The 15471-nt window shown below is 47.4% G+C and carries 14 protein-coding genes; 7 read left to right on the top strand and 7 right to left on the bottom strand.

Annotated elements, in window-relative coordinates:
- From B5D50_RS19345 to B5D50_RS19330, 4 genes are all read left to right on the top strand, one after another.
- The coding region (locus tag B5D50_RS19345; protein ID WP_143594345.1) for a transposase family protein at positions 1 to 305 on the top strand (305 nt) is incomplete at its 5' end.
- A 235-nt stretch (positions 306 to 540) separates the two neighbouring features.
- Positions 541 to 735, top strand: a complete 195-nt coding sequence (locus tag B5D50_RS19340; RefSeq protein WP_078924292.1) for a hypothetical protein — start codon at positions 541 to 543, stop codon at positions 733 to 735.
- Positions 736 to 859: 124 nt separating this feature from the next.
- Positions 860 to 1963, top strand: coding sequence for an acyltransferase family protein (locus B5D50_RS19335; protein ID WP_078924291.1), 1104 nt, complete (start codon positions 860 to 862; stop codon positions 1961 to 1963).
- A gap of 87 nt (positions 1964 to 2050) precedes the next feature.
- Positions 2051 to 2875 carry an SGNH hydrolase domain-containing protein gene (locus tag B5D50_RS19330; RefSeq protein ID WP_078924290.1) on the top strand — a complete coding sequence of 275 codons (825 nt, stop codon included), beginning with the start codon at positions 2051 to 2053 and terminating at the stop codon, positions 2873 to 2875.
- Between the two features lie 78 nt (positions 2876 to 2953).
- On the opposite strand, the gene putA is transcribed toward B5D50_RS19330, so the two are convergent.
- The 7 genes from putA to B5D50_RS19295 form a co-directional block, all read right to left on the bottom strand.
- Entirely contained in the window at positions 2954 to 6679 is a 3726-nt protein-coding gene (gene putA, locus B5D50_RS19325; RefSeq protein ID WP_078924289.1) for a bifunctional proline dehydrogenase/L-glutamate gamma-semialdehyde dehydrogenase PutA, read from the bottom strand.
- A 65-nt stretch (positions 6680 to 6744) separates the two neighbouring features.
- The gene (locus B5D50_RS19320; RefSeq protein ID WP_078924288.1) at positions 6745 to 7560 is read right to left on the bottom strand and encodes a M90 family metallopeptidase; all 816 of its coding nucleotides are present in this window, start codon (positions 7558 to 7560) and stop codon (positions 6745 to 6747) included.
- A 140-nt stretch (positions 7561 to 7700) separates the two neighbouring features.
- Positions 7701 to 8837 carry a succinylglutamate desuccinylase/aspartoacylase family protein gene (locus B5D50_RS19315; protein WP_234975940.1) on the bottom strand — a complete coding sequence of 379 codons (1137 nt, stop codon included), beginning with the start codon at positions 8835 to 8837 and terminating at the stop codon, positions 7701 to 7703.
- A 17-nt stretch (positions 8838 to 8854) separates the two neighbouring features.
- The gene (locus B5D50_RS19310) at positions 8855 to 9604 is read right to left on the bottom strand and encodes an ABC transporter permease (protein WP_078924286.1); all 750 of its coding nucleotides are present in this window, start codon (positions 9602 to 9604) and stop codon (positions 8855 to 8857) included.
- The gene (locus B5D50_RS19305; protein ID WP_078924285.1) at positions 9604 to 10440 is read right to left on the bottom strand and encodes an ABC transporter permease subunit; all 837 of its coding nucleotides are present in this window, start codon (positions 10438 to 10440) and stop codon (positions 9604 to 9606) included. The genes B5D50_RS19310 and B5D50_RS19305 overlap by 1 nt, the downstream gene beginning before the upstream one ends.
- 100 nt (positions 10441 to 10540) lie before the next feature.
- A complete protein-coding gene (locus B5D50_RS19300; protein WP_078924284.1) occupies positions 10541 to 11296 on the bottom strand; it encodes a transporter substrate-binding domain-containing protein in 756 nt (251 codons plus the stop codon).
- Between the two features lie 21 nt (positions 11297 to 11317).
- Entirely contained in the window at positions 11318 to 12088 is a 771-nt protein-coding gene (locus tag B5D50_RS19295; RefSeq protein WP_078924283.1) for an ABC transporter ATP-binding protein, read from the bottom strand.
- Positions 12089 to 12288: 200 nt separating this feature from the next.
- Between B5D50_RS19295 and B5D50_RS19290 the strand changes: the two genes are divergently transcribed.
- The 3 genes from B5D50_RS19290 to B5D50_RS20275 all read left to right on the top strand — a co-directional run bounded on the left by B5D50_RS19290 (position 12289) and on the right by B5D50_RS20275 (position 15425).
- Positions 12289 to 13431, top strand: coding sequence for a thioredoxin domain-containing protein (locus B5D50_RS19290; RefSeq protein WP_078924282.1), 1143 nt, complete (start codon positions 12289 to 12291; stop codon positions 13429 to 13431).
- 531 nt (positions 13432 to 13962) lie between these two features.
- On the top strand, positions 13963 to 14286 hold the full coding sequence (locus B5D50_RS19285) for a hypothetical protein (protein WP_078923703.1): 324 nt from the start codon (positions 13963 to 13965) through the stop codon (positions 14284 to 14286).
- A complete protein-coding gene (locus B5D50_RS20275) occupies positions 14283 to 15425 on the top strand; it encodes an IS3 family transposase (protein ID WP_143594392.1) in 1143 nt (380 codons plus the stop codon). Before B5D50_RS19285 ends, B5D50_RS20275 begins: the two co-directional genes overlap by 4 nt.
- Positions 15426 to 15471: the final 46 nt, after the last annotated feature.

Genomic DNA, 15471 nt, shown 5'->3' with positions numbered 1-15471 from the left:
CTCGCCGCCACGCTCATCATCTTCCGGCGGGTAGCGTCTGTGCGGTGGATCTGGGCTATGTGGGGTTCAGGGTCGAGGGATGCTCTGTGGTCATGCCGTTCAAAAAGCCGCCGGGTCGAGACTTAGAGCCGGAGCAAATGGAGTTCAATCAGCGGTTGGCCAAGGTTCGGGTCAAGGTGGAGCATCGGATTCGCTCACTGAAAATTTTTCGGATTCTGAAGGGGGTTTACCGAGGACGGCGACGACGGTTTGAGCTACGCTTACGGTTGATCGCCGCTCTTGTTAATCGGATGATTGGGGGATAATTATTTTCGCAAGAGGTCTACTATAAATATTTTAGATAAACGACTGCATCTTGCTGATATTTTAGCTATGATACAAGGCATACCAATAATCATAACGAGGACACTGAGCCTAGCGACATTTTCCTGTTAGCCTGCTGATTCACTGTGAATTGTGTTTATAAATACAAATATCTTCATAAAAACAACTATTTTTTCTATAAATTAACTTTCAAATAACCACTAAGAGGAGCATGGTATGTTGAGTTACATTGATATAGAAGCCTTTGCCACTGCTAACGATCAAGTCCACTCTAAGCGTCACTCGAAACCCAAATCACCCCCAGCAGAGCAATGCAATTTAGACCCAGTGAGTAGGCCTCAGACCCAGCAGCAAATGGCTAAGCGACTTGAAGCTAGTGCTCAAGGCTCAAGTACTAAACAAATGAGCTAAGCCTTCACTCATGAGGCCTGCTTCAGCTTGCCAATTTATTAAGTTTGACTGACTCAGCGTGATCAAGGCGACGAGTCAGCCTATTTCAGGGCATAATGCGCCTTTTGATTCGCTGTCAAGTCTTATGCATTATCGAACTGAAATAGATGGCTTACGCGCTTTAGCGGTCTTGCCCGTGATTGCTTATCATGCAGGCCTGGCTGGCTTTAGTGGTGGCTTTGTGGGTGTAGATATTTTTTTTGTGATTAGCGGTTATTTAATCACCTCCATTCTGCTCGATGAACTAAAAAACCAGTCATTCACTCTGTTAGGCTTTTATGAGCGCCGTATTCGCCGTATTTTACCTGCGCTTTTTTTAGTATTAGCCGTGACTGCCGCTGCTGCTTGGTGGTTGCTGTTGCCGCATGAACTGGCTGCCTTTGGGCGTAGTTTAATGGCGGTTAGTGTCTTCGCCTCGAATATCTTATTCTGGAAAGAAAGTGATTATTTCGCCACCGAATCTGAATTTATCCCGCTCTTGCATACTTGGAGCTTAGCGGTTGAAGAACAATATTATGTAATTTTTCCGCTGCTGTTAGCGTTCTTGTGGAAATTTGGACGTCAACCCATTGGCTGGGTATTAGGTGGGCTAACCCTACTCGGCCTTGTCACTTGCGAATGGCTATGGCGGGTGGATGCTGGGGCAAATTTTTATCTATTACCCAGTCGCTTTTGGGAGTTGCTCTTAGGTGCTTTAGCTGCACTGTATTTAAATAAGCAGACACCCTTTCAAGGCTGGATTACGTCGGTATTAGCAGTCTTAGGCCTAGTACTGATTCTTGGCTCGATCATTTTCCTCAATACCAGCCTGCCTTTCCCGAGTCGCTATGCCCTGTTTCCGACCTTGGGGGCAACCTTGATTATTTTATTTGCTGCACCCACCAATTTTATCGGGCGGTTATTAGCATTCAAACCTTTGGTCCTGATCGGTTTGATTTCTTATAGCGCTTATCTATGGCATCAGCCTTTGCTCGTATTTGCGCGCCTGCAACCTTATCTAGAACCTAACTTAGGGTTAATGACCGCGATGGCCTTCAGCAGTTTACTCTTAGCATGGTTGAGCTGGCGCTATGTAGAACGTCCCTTCCGTCATAAACAGACATTGACCCGCCCCCAGATTTTTAGCTTGGCGGGGTTGGGCAGCTTGTTATTTTTAGGCTTGGGTTATGGGTTGGCACAAGCGAATTAGGCGGCTTAAAATGTGCTTTAGGGAACTGAATCACTAACCAACACTCTCAGCTAACAATCCGTATTAATTATTATGAAGCCAATTCTTATGTCGAACTATCTTAGCCTGCTGCTTGGCAGTGCAATTTGTGCCAGTCTAAGCCTAAGTACTCCTGGCTTGGCTGATGAAAAACGTGATGCGATGGTCAAAGCTGCTGATAATGAGGCAGGGGGTGATTATGTGCGTACTCGCTATTTAGAACTCGCCCAACGTCCGTTTGATAGCCAAGATCCTCGCAAAAAAGCCTTGATTATCGGCGATAGCCATGCACAAGATTTTTTGAATACTGTGCTTGAAAACCAAGCCCTAGCTAACTATCAAATCAGCACCCGCTATCTGCCTAATATTTGCCAAATTTACTTAGGTGAGGAAGATATTTCTGGCTTTATTGAAGAGAAAAATCAAGCACTCTGCGCTAAAGCCGATAATCTAACTGCCGCAAAAGCGCAAATTGCAGAAGCCGATTTGGTGATTATTGCCTCAAGCTGGAAGCCTTGGTCAGCTGAACGACTGAGCACCACGCTCAAAAATCTGGAATTAAAGCCCGAGCAAACCTTTAAAATTGTCGGGCGGAAAAGCTTTGGCAAAATTAATGTACGCAGTTATTTACGCCAAACCGATGAAGACTTACTCAAACTGCGCAATCCAGTTGATGAACAACAAATGGCCGTGAATAACCTGCTACGCACTCAAGTCGGTGCCGCTAATTTTGTGGATATTCATCAACTCATTTGTGGGGAAGGTGATACTTGCCCACTGTTTACACCCGATTTAGCGTTGATTTCCTTCGATGGAGGACATCTCACTCCAGCGGGTGCTCGCTATGTGGGTAGCCTGCTGTTTAGCAAGCCACCTTTAGCCGAACTTAAATAGTCCTTAGCTTATGACTACGACTGTCACCACTGGCCTCATGAGTGCTTAGCACGTATCATCAGGCCAGTACAGCTTAGTTTAAATTATCGTTGTCTCATCCAAAGTCAGTAAAGAAGCATTCCCACCAGCGGCGGTGGTGTCAATCGTCACCACACGTTCACAGCAGAAACGTTCTAAGCTTGCTTCTAGATCAACACAAGCCACTCGCACACCCTGACGTGCTGCTAAGGCTTGGCGAATCATCACCAGCTCAGCACCACTGGCGGCAGTAGCCACTAAAGCTAACTGTGGGAACTGGGTTAAACTGGTCGCTAGATTCTCTAGCTCCACTAACGCCACTAACTGCTTGGCGACTCCCACTTTATATAAAGCGGTCACTAAATGCTTAGCCAAGTCAGTCGGTGGCAAAGCCAGAGCATTACCCGCGAGTAAGGCCGTCAGTGCTTGAACTAATAAAGCTTGCTCAGAATCAGCCCCGCCCCCTAAGCACAAAACGATCCCACGCCCATGCAAACTTAAACGATTAGACTCACCAGTAGGTCCTGGCAAGCGCCATTCATCCTTGAACTCTGCGGCTAAATCAGCCAGTCGTTGCTGAGCCACTCGACTCAGTTCAGCGGGCAATAACTGCACGGCGGCCTGCAACAAAGCCTGTCGTTTCAGAAAGTTTTCATCCCAAGCAGCCTGTGCTAATGGAGCTTGACGCACAAATTCAGTCACCTCAAGCCAAGGAATACTCACGGGGTAACTCGGCAGAGTAAAGCTAGGCAAACAACGCTTAGGCGCTATCGCCTGACTGAAGCGCGCCAGATAATACGGTCCGCCTGCTTTAGGTCCTGTTCCTGATAAACCTTCACCCCCAAAGGGTTGCACACCGACGACTGCACCGATTTGATTACGATTCACATAGATATTGCCTACATGCGCCTCACTCGTCAGTTCCTGCACCCGCTCATCAAGGCGTGAATGTATCCCCAAAGTTAAGCCATAACCGCTCGCATTAATCGCGGCCAACACTTGCTTAATTTCACTCGATTTAAAACTAATGACATGCAGCACTGGGCCAAACACTTCACGCTCTAAATCACTGAGTTGATCTAAGGCAAGAGCGGTCGGTACGACAAACAAGCTGTCTTTGGCAACCGAAGCCGGATGCTGGAATAAGATTTTATGTTTGGCCGCAAAAGCTTGGCAGTGCTGCTCAATCATTTGCTTGGCCTCTTGATCAATCACCGGACCAATGTCTGTTGAAGGCTGCCACGGATCAGCGATTTGCAATTCACGGGTCGCACCTTCTAGCATGGTCAGCACTTTTTCACGAATATCCTCTTGAATAAACAATACCCGTAAGGCTGAGCAACGCTGCCCTGCACTTTGAAATGCTGAATTCACCATATCGCGCACAGCCGCCTCAGGTAAGGCCGTTGAATCCACGATCATGGCATTCAAGCCGCCTGTTTCGGCAATCAACACCGCCTCAGCATTACCCGCAGCAGCCAACGACCGATCAATTAAGGTCGCTGTTTCTGTTGAGCCCGTAAAACACACCCCAGCAATGCGAGCATCCCGCGTTAAAGCCGCCCCGACCACTGTGCCATCCCCCGGTAATAAAGCCAAGACCTCGGGTGGCAAACCCGCCACTTGCATCAATTGCACTGCACGATACGCGATCAAAGGCGTTTGCTCTGCTGGCTTAGCCAATACACAGTTACCCATCACTAAAGCGGCTGCGATTTGCCCCGTAAAAATCGCTAAGGGGAAATTCCACGGCGAAATACACACAAATACCCCCAAACCTTGCCGCTGTAGATTGGCGGGCTTACGAGCCTCTGCCGCGTAATAACGCAAAAAATCAATGGCTTCGCGCAGCTCTAACACCGCATCTAAACGAGTTTTACCCGCCTCACGGGTCAACAAGGCCATCAGCTCACTACCCTGAGCTTCATACTGATCAGCGATAGCCTCTAAAATAGCCGCACGCACTTCTACGGTCTGCGCTTGCCAACGGGCAGTGGCAGCGAGGGTGTGTTGTAAAGCTTTTTCAACTTGTGCGCTATTGGCCTCAACCACTTCACCGACTTGATCAGCTGGCTTAGCTGGATTGAAGACAGCGCGTGGAGTACCCGCCAAGCTCTGACCCGCTATTAAAGGCGCAGCCTGCCATTGCTTGGTTTGAAAATGCTCCATGCCGAAAGCCAACTCACTGGCCATTAAAGGTTGATTGATATTCCAACCTTGCGAGTTTTGGCGGTCATTAAACAACTCGGGAGGCAAAGGAATCTTCGGATGCGGGATGGAGTCGAGGCTAGTCACAACACTAATCGGGTCTAAGACTAAACGACTAATCGGTAGCTCAGTATCTAAGAGTTGATTCACAAAAGATGAATTCGCCCCATTTTCCAATAAGCGCCGCACCAAATAAGCCAGTAAATCCTCATGCACCCCCACCGGTGCATAAATGCGCACAGGTTGTTGAGTTTGCTCATGCACTAACTTATGCAAGGCCTCACCCATGCCATGCAAACGCTGGAATTCAAAATTCGTTTTGTCAGCACCTGCTAATTCCAAAATCGCAGCTATCGTTTGAGCATTATGTGTGGCGAATTGCGGATAAAGCACCGAGCGCTGGCTTAACAGAAAACGTGCACCCGCTAAATAAGACAGATCGGTCGAGGCTTTGCGTGTGAACACCGGATAAGCTGGCAACCCCAAGACTTGTGCTTGTTTAATTTCTGCATCCCAATAAGCGCCCTTCACCAAACGAACCGCAATTTTACGTTGCAGACTGCGCGCTAATTCGGCAATCCAAACCAAAGTAGGTAGGCAATGCTTAGCATAAGCCTGCACTACCAACCCAAACCCTTCCCACTGCGCCAGTTTGGGGTTGCGCAACACCGTCTCAATCACTGACAAAGATAAATCTAAGCGCTCGGCCTCTTCAGCATCTATATTCAAAGGAATCTGAGCTGCACAAGCCAGCTCAGCGAGCGCATTCAGCTTAGGTACTAATTCGGCGAGTACCCGCTCACGATTCACTGTTTCATAACGGGGGTGCAAAGCGGATAATTTAACCGAAATCCCTGAATTTGCATGAACCTCCTTGTGTTTGGCCTGTGCGCCAATCGCTTGAATCGCATGGGCATAGGCCGCGAAATAGCGATCAGCATCTTCAGCGGTACGGGCAGCTTCACCCAGCATATCAAACGAATGTAAATAACCACCGGTCTTGCGTGCTTGCTCCAACGCTTCATTAATCGTGCGCCCGAGCACAAATTGCTGCCCCATGACTTTCATGGCTTGCGAGACGGCAGTACGTACCACAGGCTCACCAATCCGCTGAACTAACTTGCGCAAAGAACCACCGAGGCTAGTCGCGTCTTGTTCTTGGCGGAGCATTTTTCCAGTGAGCATTAAGGCCCAAGTCGAGGCATTAATTAGCAGTGAATCAGCCCCTTGCTGATGCCTAGCCCAATCTGCTCCACCGATTTTGTCTCGAATTAAGGCATCTAAAGTCGGTGTATCGGGTACACGCAGATAGGCTTCCGCCAAACACATTAAGGCGATCCCCTCCTCAGTGGAAAGGCCATACTCAGCCAAAAAACTTTCCATTAAATTCGGATCGGGATCAGCACGGAGGGTCGTCACCCAACTAGCCGCTTGGGCTGTAATCGCTTGGCGCGCTTGAAAACTTAAACCCTGCTGTGCTAAACGTTCTTGAACCACTTCGGTTTCGGAGCGAAACCAAGCTTCGTTAATCTGGGTTCTTAACGAGGCTAACTCGGGAGAACTAATAACTGTGGACATAAACAACTCCTATAGAAGCTGATGGTGAGCTTCTTTTCGTCATTTATAGCACAGTGCTAATTTAGTTAAAGCCAGTCGGTGGGGTCAACGCGATAATAAGCTTTTAATTGCAGAAAAAGCGCTGGGTGCTGTTCTGCTAACTGTTTAGGCTGCTCAAAAAATACTTCCGTCACGACTGCAAAAAACTCTGCCGGAGCCGTCGCTCCATAATAATTAATCAAGCTTGGATCACCTTGCATCGCTGCCTGGCGGAGAGCTTCAAACTCAGCACTTAATACTTGTGACCAATGCTGATATTTCTCGGTACTCGCTAAAACTGGCACACCATTGGTACCGCCATTTTCATTATCTAATTGATGAGCAAATTCATGTAAAGCCACATTGCTGCCATCACTAAACTCACGATTACCTTTTAAAACATCCTCCCAAGATAAAATAATTTTACCATTGCTCCACGATTGGCCTAGCAGACCTTGGTTTTTTGCACTCACCAAACCTGCTCCATCGACCTCTTCTTGTTGAATCAAAAAGGCATTCGGATAAACCAAAATATAGTGCAACCCAGCATAGACATCGGTTGCTCGGTTCAAGATCAGTAAGCAAGCACTCGCGGCAATCGTCACCCGAATCTCATCGGTAATGGCTAAACCTGCACAACCCGAAAACTGTTTCTGATGTAAAAATAGCTTAATGCGCTGACGTAATTGCAGCTGTAAATCCGCTGGCATCCGTCGATAGACTGGGAAATTCCTCGCCAAAATCCGCCGCCATGCCTCAGGAAAAGGCTCTTTTACCGCCTGTTTACGTCGATAAGCAGGCACTAACCAAGCTGCCACTGCACCGAGAATAATCGCCAGCATCAACCAAAATGAACTTGTCATTGCAGATACTCAAATAACAACTCTCTACGGAGTCTAGTCTGATCTAGATGATGATGTTTGCCGTTTTTTCAAGGTGTTTGCTCTGCTCCAATAAGAATAGACAGCGCTATAAAGTAACTCCCTGCATGGTTAGGTTATAGCTAATCCTCCAACAAATACTCACCCCGAGTCTCTAATTTCACACTACCCACGACTTTAGCGACCGAACAGCCCGGCCAGACATATTTATTGATATTCCGTGAGATAATAACGCCATCGGTACCGGCTAACACGGGGACGCGCTCTACAAAAGCACCCTCCCCCTCTAAGCTGATTAAATCAGCGATTAGCTCGCCTTTTTTAACCTGATCACCGAGTTTGACTTTATATGCCAGCAAACCCGCTTGTTGCACTCGAGTCATTTCGGTCGCCGCTAAATCAGTGCCTTTAGGAGTAGCGGGTGGACGAGGACGAAGCAAATCGCCACCAATCAAACCTTGGCTTTGCAGGAAGCCATATAAGCGTTCAGCATCTTCTTGATTGAGTTCGTCAAAGGTATCGAATTGCCCTCGATACTCAAGCGTGGCGGAATGGCAAGCTAATGGTAGGGGGTAATCTGGATAGGCCGCCGCCAATTTTAGCCACAAGGTTGACCATACTTCGTCAAAGGAATAGCCGCCGCTATCTTCCGTTAATAAAGTCGCTGCAGCCCCCATCCAATCGGATAAATCCTGCATCACCTCAGCCGATTGAGGCACCGTAAAAATATGGGGTAAAGCCTCATTATCACAATGTAGATCCAGCACAAAATCTGCATCAAAAGCTTCTTGCATCACCCAATGGCGCTGCTGCTGTAAAGCATTCACTGGCTGTTGCTGGGTCAACCAAGCGTGAACAGCAGTACGCACCCTTTGAATATTATGAGCCGCATCCTGCTTCAGTTGCCCAGCGACCTGCACATGAATAGCTTTAAATAAATCGGGCCAATTCCGATTAAAATTCACACCTGAAGCTCGATCATAACGCCCTTGATGCTGACGGAAACCCAAATCCCCCATACCTAAGGGATTCACCATCGGCATAACTACAAAGCGTGCTTTGAGTAAGCCTTGCGCTTCAGCTTGCTCTAAGCGTTTTAATAAATGATGCAACACTAAAATACCCGGCTGCTCATCGGCATGCAGTGCCGCCTGCAAATAAACCTTTGCCTCAGCTTGGGCTGGACCGAGTTTAAAATAAACCAATTGGGTGGTTTTACCCGGTGCATCCCCCGTAATGGTTCGGACTAGCTTTTCCATAGCGATTCACTCGAATTTTAACGGGTGTAATTAGGCTTAATTTTCAATTTAACATCGACATTCAAATGCCGCGTGAGGCGCTTATAGATCAAATTACAGATATAGAAAATAACAATTGAAATCACCAAGAAATACAAGGCGGCTGCTGAAAAATGTAAAAATAAATTATAATCTTTCTCAAACAGCTCACCGGCTTTATTCATTAAATCTTGTTGCTGATTAATCACTGGCATGGTGAAATAAACCAAAGTCGTGGAATGAAACAAGAAAACAACTTCATTGCTATAAGCAGGCCAAGCAAGACGTAACATATTCGGCCAAATGGCAGTACGAAACTCCTGCTTTTTACTCATCCCCGTCGCACGGGCAGCTTCAATCTCACCTTTAGGTACAGACTGCAAAGCCCCCGAAAAAATTTCAGCTGAATAAGCCGCTGTATTCAACATTAAAACAAAAGGGCCAATAAACAAAGGACTCAACATTAGCCAATCCAGCCCTAAAGGCTTCCACACCGATGGATTTAAAGCCAAGCTGATCGAGTAAAACATGAAAAACTGAATAAACAAAGGCGAGCCACGAAAAGCATAGATATAAGTACGCGCTGGCAAAGCGATAAGTTTAGATTGGCTATTTTTAGCTAAAGCTAAAACAACGGCAAAGACAAAACCCAAAGGTACAGCAGCGACTAAAAAATAGATATTATATAAAGCTGGCTTAAAGAGAATAACCAGATCAGCGATGAAGGGGGAATTCAAAAGAGTATCCATTAGTTAGCCCTCGCCATGCCGCGACTGGCGCGTGCTTGTAAAAAGCCAAAAAATCGCTCTGAAATAAAGGTCAGCAAGATATAGAAAATAAATAACACCAAATAATATTTCCAGCGCCAATCAGGATGCACTAAGCCCGCCATCGGCAAATAATTCGGTGCACCTAAACGATCCGCCCAAGCAACAATATCGGTAATCTGTAAGAGTGAGAGTAAGGAAGTTGCCTTTAAAAGTAGCAACCAGACATTCGATAAACCGGGCAAGGCATACACCCACATTTGCCGAACTTGAAAACGCCAGAATACCTCGCGCTCATTAAAACCGAAGGCTTGAGCCGCTTCTAACTGGCCTTTAGGTACAGCCTTTAAAGCCCCATAAATCACATTAGCCGCAAAAGCTCCGTACACAATCCCTAAGGAGAAACAGGCCATGACCAGATATTCAGTCGTGGTTAAAAACCATTGGGCTTCTTTACAAGCGACACCGCCCGCCGCCGCGACCGCATCAGGCGAGCAATACATTTTCGCCATGATGTATTCAATCCCCTGCTCGAAAGCCAATGGGAAGAATAAGAGAAACAAGACATCGGGTACCCCCCGCACCATCGTCGTGTAAATATCACCTAGCCAACGTAAGGGAGCAAATTTTGAGAGTTTAGCGCCCGCCCCTAACAAACCAAAGATCACCGCTAAGCCCGCGCCACACACAGCGGCAATCAAGGTATAGCGTACACTCGCATACCAAGCTAAATGTTTACCATTGGTGAGATAGGCTAAGTTCGCCATACCGTCGGGGCCCAACCAATCAATGAGCCAAGTGGGAAGCATCTCAAGCATGAACGCCCCTTTGTTAGATGATCAACTAACTGCGGTCAGCCGCTAGCAACTTAGGCTAGCGGCTTGACTTAAACAAACCCTGAAAAATACTTATAATGGCTTACTTTTTATAAAAAGGGCCTACCTTGAAATAGGTTTTGATGAGTTCATCTAAACTGCCATCTTTTTTCATTTCAGCTAAAGCTGCATTGAGCTTTTCATGTAATTTGGCATCATCCGGGCGCATGCCAATCCCAATCCCGCCGCCAATCATTTCACTCGGGCCGATTACCACTAACTCACCATTAGAACCCTCGACCGCAGTACGGATAAATTCACCATCTGCTAATACGGCATCGACCGTACCCGCCATTAAATCAGCTAAAGACTGATCGGGCTTTTCATAGGCTTTGATTGTATTTTTTGCCGCCCATTTATCTTGGACAAAAGTCGCTTGAATCGTCGCCCCTTGAACACCGATATTTTTACCTTCCAGTTTATCGAAATCTAGCTGAGTGTCCTTTTTAGCTGCATAGAGTGAAGGGTCAACGGGTTTGTACTCCTCACTGAAGGTAATACTTTTTTTACGCTCATCAGTAATCGACATTCCCGCCATAATCGCATCATAGTTGCCAGCTAATAAGTTAGGAATAATCGAATCCCATTCATTCACCACAAACTCGCAAGTCATTTGCGTGCGTTTGCACAGCTCATTACCCAAATCAATTTCAAAACCTGCTAACTTACCTTGGTCATTCATGAAGTTATAGGGAGCATAAGCACCTTCAGTACCAATTCGCAGTTTATCTTCTGCGCTGACTTGGCCACTGATTAAAGCTGCCCCCAAACTAATTGCTAATAACCATTTCTTGCCCATGATATACACTCCAACTGGATATTATTTAATAGAAGTATTCGATAAAAATTGCTTTAAGCGCTCAGACTTAGGCTGACTAAAGACCTCTGACGGTGGTCCTTGTTCCTCAATTAAGCCCTGATGTAAGAAAATTACTTTATTGGACACATCCCGTGCAAACCCCATTTCATGGGTCACAACCAACATCGTCATCCCCTCTTCTGCAAGCTTACGCATCACGTTGAGGACTTCACCCACTAATTCAGGGTCTAAAGCGGAGGTGGGTTCATCAAATAAGATGGCATCCGGGCGCATCGCCAACGCTCGAGCAATAGCAACACGCTGTTGCTGCCCCCCCGATAAAAAGGCCGGATAAGTATCGGCTTTATGGGCAATGCCGACTTTATTGAGATAATCTAAAGCCAGCTCCCGGGCTTCGGCCTTATCCACACCTTGCACACGCACAGGCGCTTCCATGACATTTTCTAGAATATTCAAATGTGCCCAGAGATTGAATTGCTGAAACACCATACCGACTCGGCTACGTAAATGCTGTACCTGCTTAGGGTCAACCGCAGTCCGCCTACCTTTATGATTAGTTTTGAGCTTGATCATTTCGCCTGCTAGCTGAATTTCGCCCTCATCCGGCATTTCTAACAAGTTAATACAGCGGAGGAAAGTTGACTTACCCGAACCCGAAGACCCAATAAGAGAGATGACATCGCCTGCCTCGGCTTGCAGGGAGATACCATGCAAGACTTCTAACGAACCAAAGCGCTTGTGGATGTTTTGCACATCAAGGACTGCTGCCATTCAATCACCTTCCTCTTCTCATGCCCAAGCTATTGATAGCTCGCATTATGAGCTGTGCTGTAACCTGAATGCAACACTCTCGCCACAGCAATACAAATAGTTACCCAGAATACACACACCCCACATTACGATAACTTGCAAGAAGAGCAGTAGTCACCTAAGGTTGTAGCTATCAGACCTTTTTCCTAGAGAAACTAACGATGCATCTATTCAAACCTTTAGCCGCCGCCCTATTATGCACCTTGCCTCTGAGTCTGGTGCAGGCAGCTGAGCTTAGCTATCACTATGGTGATCAGGATTATAGCGGCAAAAACCTGCCTGCTGCTGTTCGGATTCAATTGAACGAGCTAGAAACCAAAGTTAATCAACAGCGCCAAGACATCATTGATCAATATGTATTGGATGCTTGGCTACGTGAAAAAGCCAAGGCTGAAGGTAAAACCCCTGAAGAAGTGGCCGCTAAAGCCTTAGAAGTCGCTGAACCGGATGAGGCTGCTTTACGCAAATTTTATGATCAAAACTGGGAACGTATCCAAAAACCTTATAAAGAAGTTAAAGACGAACTCGTCGGTGCTGTTTGGGCTGAGCGCCAACAAGAAAAGATGAAAGAAGTCCTCAAGCAAATCGCCACTGAGAAAAACTATACAGTGAGCTTGCCTAAACCTGAAGCCTTAGTATTTGAGGTCAAAACTGAAGGTTATCCCAGCAAAGGCAGCAGTACTCCGAGTGTGACTTTAGTTGAATTTGCCGATTTTCAATGCCCACATTGCAAAGAAGGGGCAGAAATTGCTGATAAAGTCTTAAAACAATACAGCGACAAAATGCGGATTGTTTATCGGCATATGCCGATCAATCCCTCGGGTATTTCGCGCAAAGTTGCAGCAGCTTCAATTTGTGCCGATCAACAAGGTAAATTCTGGGAATATCATGATTTAGCTTTCAAAAACCAAGATAAATTGGATGATAAGTCACCGCTGCAACTCGCCACTGAGTTGAAGTTAGATGAAGCGAAAATGAAAGCCTGCTTAGAAGACCCCAAGACCCATGAAGCGCTGGAGGCCTCCGAAGCAGAGGGGCGTAATTTAGGGGTAAATGGTACGCCCGCCTTTTTTATTAATGGCCAACCCTTCCGCCCACAATTAGATATGGAAAAGGAATTGACTGCTGCGATTGAAAGCGCTTTGAATCCAAACACTGCTACGACTTCTAGCAGTCCAACCCCAGCCGCTGATGCTGCAAGCACCACTACTACCGCACCTGCTGCTAGTTCGGGTGTTGGTACGTGCACGAGTAGTAACTCGACGGCGACGGGAGCAGATGCGACTAAGTGTACGCCGCAATAAACTCGTCTATCAAAGCGGATCAAGGCGTAGCTGTATCGGCTACGCCTGTAGCTTCTTGGCTAAGATGCATAAACTTTCATTCTAGAGGAGAAATATTTTGGCGTAGATCCAATAATTGTTACAAGTAACAAAGGCCTATCCAAAAAGAATTTTATTATTTAGATAACTAGAGTTTAATCCTATCAAAATAACGCTTTTGTTTATATTGCTCTCAGTACGAACATGGTACGAACATGCTTTTTGACACTCCTTTATAAATTTTACTCTACTACTACATACAGTGTGTCTGATAAGTACTTGACTCTTAGGTAGAATAGACTCCATGCTTGACTAGGCAAGACTAAGAATTATTGCTATGCTTGATCAACTCCTGTTCATGTGAGAGTCAGCATGCAACATACCCCTTCCACTACCTTAATTAATCAAATTGTCACTGCTCGTATTGTCACACCCCTATGTGTCAAGCTCCGCTGAGACCACCCCGATAGCGAAATAAATGTAGAATCGGGTTAAGACACAGGAAGCAAGACGATGCCGAAACCAACCAGTGAATTACCGGACAACCAAGTAGTGCCGAACCCACGCTATGAAAAGCGCACGTACCGCTATTTCAGTGCAGCGGATAAGAAACGCATCCTTGCCGAGGCTGATGCCTGCGCCCACGGCGAAGCGGGTCTGGAGAACAGCCCTGCGGGACGCAAACCGTCAAAAGACAGCAAAGACAAAGCCATTGATGCCCTGCAACGCGAGAAAGCCAAGCTGGAACAACGTCTACAGGTGGCGGAAGGCTTATTGGAACTCCAAAAAAAAGCCTTCACGCTATTGGATCACCTGAACAACGTGAGCCGCTCATGAGTATCCTGCTGGAAAGCCGTCCCCCGGATGTCTCCATCCGTGCAGGTTGTGCCGCCTTGGCGTTATCCCGTGCCAGCTATTACCGCTATAGCAGCAGCCAGACTGCCATGGAGGTAGTGGCAAACGACGCGGTATCTGACACTGTGCCAGCCTCTGATGAACCGGCAAGGGTTGCGGAAACCACCGTTGTCGTTGCAGCCGCCGTTACCGTCCGCGCTGTCCCAGACAACGCCCTGAGTGCCGCCGAACAAGAGCAGGTACTGCCGGTACTCAACAGTGGACGCTTTGCTGACCAACCCCCTGCTGAAGTGTATGCCACGTTGCTGAGCGAAGGCGTGTATTACTGCTCCGTCAGCACCATGTACCGCCTCCTGCGCAAAGCTCGGCAAACCGGGGAACGCCGTCCCCAACGTCAACCTCAGACGCACGCCATGCCGCGCCTGCGAGCCACCCGCCCTAACGAAGTGTGGACGTGGGACATCACCAAATTAGCGACTGAACAACGCGGTGTTTACCTGTCACTGTATGTGGTGCTGGACTTGTACAGCCGTTTCATCGTCGCCTGGATGGTCTCCCGCAAGGAGAACAGCCACCTAGCCAAACAACTGATGCAGGAAGCTAGCACCCGTTACCGCATTGGCTTGGGGGAACTCACCCTGCACCAAGACCGGGGAGCGCCCATGACGGCGCACGGCTACCTCGACCTGATGGCAGAACTGGAGATCACCTGTAGCCACAGCCGCCCACGGGTCAGCAACGACAACCCGTTCAGCGAAAGCCAGTTCAAGACCTGTAAGCAACAACCCGATTACCCCGGACGCTTCGCCAGTGTCAGCCCTGCGCGGGAATGGTTTGCCGACTACGTGGAATGGTACAACTTCAACCACCAACACAGTGGCTTAGCTTTCTTCACGCCGGAACAAGTATTCACGAATCGGGTGACCGAAGTAGCTATCTGCCGCCAAACAGCACTGCAAACCGCTTATGAGACCACCCCAAAACGATTCATCAACGGTGTGCCTGTCGTCAAGTTGCCGTCCAAGGAGGTGTGGATTAATCCGGCACATCCTGACGAAGCGGATGAAATCATAGCGGTGAGTTTCCCTACATTATCGGCTGCCAAAAAAGCCCGTTTGTAGTTTTATTTTTTAACAGACTGGTCTCAATTTGCTTGACACGTTCCGG

Origin of the sequence: Thiothrix eikelboomii (assembly GCF_900167255.1) — a bacterium.
Lineage (GTDB): Bacteria > Pseudomonadota > Gammaproteobacteria > Thiotrichales > Thiotrichaceae > Thiolinea > Thiolinea eikelboomii.
The sequence above is the reverse complement of the archived record's forward strand: the minus strand, read 5'-3'. Positions and strand labels throughout refer to the sequence as shown.

What these genes read in the sequence shown, in the direction of transcription:
- B5D50_RS19340 (WP_078924292.1), top strand. Translation starts at nt 541, where the DNA reads ATGTTGAGTTACATTGATATAGAAGCCTTTGCCACTGCTAACGATCAA.
- B5D50_RS19335 (WP_078924291.1), top strand. Translation starts at nt 860, where the DNA reads ATGCATTATCGAACTGAAATAGATGGCTTACGCGCTTTAGCGGTCTTG.
- B5D50_RS19330 (WP_078924290.1), top strand. Translation starts at nt 2,051, where the DNA reads ATGTCGAACTATCTTAGCCTGCTGCTTGGCAGTGCAATTTGTGCCAGT.
- putA (WP_078924289.1), bottom strand. Translation starts at nt 6,679, where the DNA reads ATGTCCACAGTTATTAGTTCTCCCGAGTTAGCCTCGTTAAGAACCCAG.
- B5D50_RS19320 (WP_078924288.1), bottom strand. Translation starts at nt 7,560, where the DNA reads ATGACAAGTTCATTTTGGTTGATGCTGGCGATTATTCTCGGTGCAGTG.
- B5D50_RS19315 (WP_234975940.1), bottom strand. Translation starts at nt 8,837, where the DNA reads ATGGAAAAGCTAGTCCGAACCATTACGGGGGATGCACCGGGTAAAACC.
- B5D50_RS19310 (WP_078924286.1), bottom strand. Translation starts at nt 9,604, where the DNA reads ATGGATACTCTTTTGAATTCCCCCTTCATCGCTGATCTGGTTATTCTC.
- B5D50_RS19305 (WP_078924285.1), bottom strand. Translation starts at nt 10,440, where the DNA reads ATGCTTGAGATGCTTCCCACTTGGCTCATTGATTGGTTGGGCCCCGAC.
- B5D50_RS19300 (WP_078924284.1), bottom strand. Translation starts at nt 11,296, where the DNA reads ATGGGCAAGAAATGGTTATTAGCAATTAGTTTGGGGGCAGCTTTAATC.
- B5D50_RS19295 (WP_078924283.1), bottom strand. Translation starts at nt 12,088, where the DNA reads ATGGCAGCAGTCCTTGATGTGCAAAACATCCACAAGCGCTTTGGTTCG.
- B5D50_RS19290 (WP_078924282.1), top strand. Translation starts at nt 12,289, where the DNA reads ATGCATCTATTCAAACCTTTAGCCGCCGCCCTATTATGCACCTTGCCT.
- B5D50_RS19285 (WP_078923703.1), top strand. Translation starts at nt 13,963, where the DNA reads ATGCCGAAACCAACCAGTGAATTACCGGACAACCAAGTAGTGCCGAAC.
- B5D50_RS20275 (WP_143594392.1), top strand. Translation starts at nt 14,283, where the DNA reads ATGAGTATCCTGCTGGAAAGCCGTCCCCCGGATGTCTCCATCCGTGCA.